The organism is Pseudomonas helleri (genome assembly GCF_009600315.1).
Classification (GTDB): Bacteria; Pseudomonadota; Gammaproteobacteria; order Pseudomonadales; family Pseudomonadaceae; genus Aquipseudomonas; species Aquipseudomonas helleri_A.
In genome coordinates this window covers 1-269 of sequence record NZ_WIWC01000165.1, presented here as the reverse complement: position 1 = coordinate 269, position 269 = coordinate 1, and the positions used below count along the sequence as shown (strand labels likewise).

Here is a 269-nt window from a genome sequence, read left to right as displayed (position 1 = left end):
GTCAGCAGTTCTTCGCCGGTGACCATCGAGACCGGACAGCCTTGGGTGCAGGTTTTGTCAGCCGGTTCGGCGGGCTGATCGTTGAGGTTTTTCGATTGCGCCGGGGCGTCGTCGACGTGTTGGACTTGCACGATTTTGGTGTAGGTCTGAGGTTTTCCGCGCACCATCAGGGTGGTGTCGAGCAGCGACTGATCGGGGCCGTCGCCGGGTTGGCGGGTGAGGTCGACCTTGCCTTTTGTGCCGGTGTTCAGCGGCGCGTCGGCGTGCAA

1 protein-coding gene is annotated in these 269 nt (G+C 62.5%); it reads right to left on the bottom strand.

Going from position 1 to position 269, the window contains the following annotated elements:
* Positions 1-269, bottom strand: a 269-nt coding sequence (locus GHN86_RS23540) for a hypothetical protein (RefSeq protein ID WP_194286332.1), incomplete at both ends; no start/stop codon positions are given.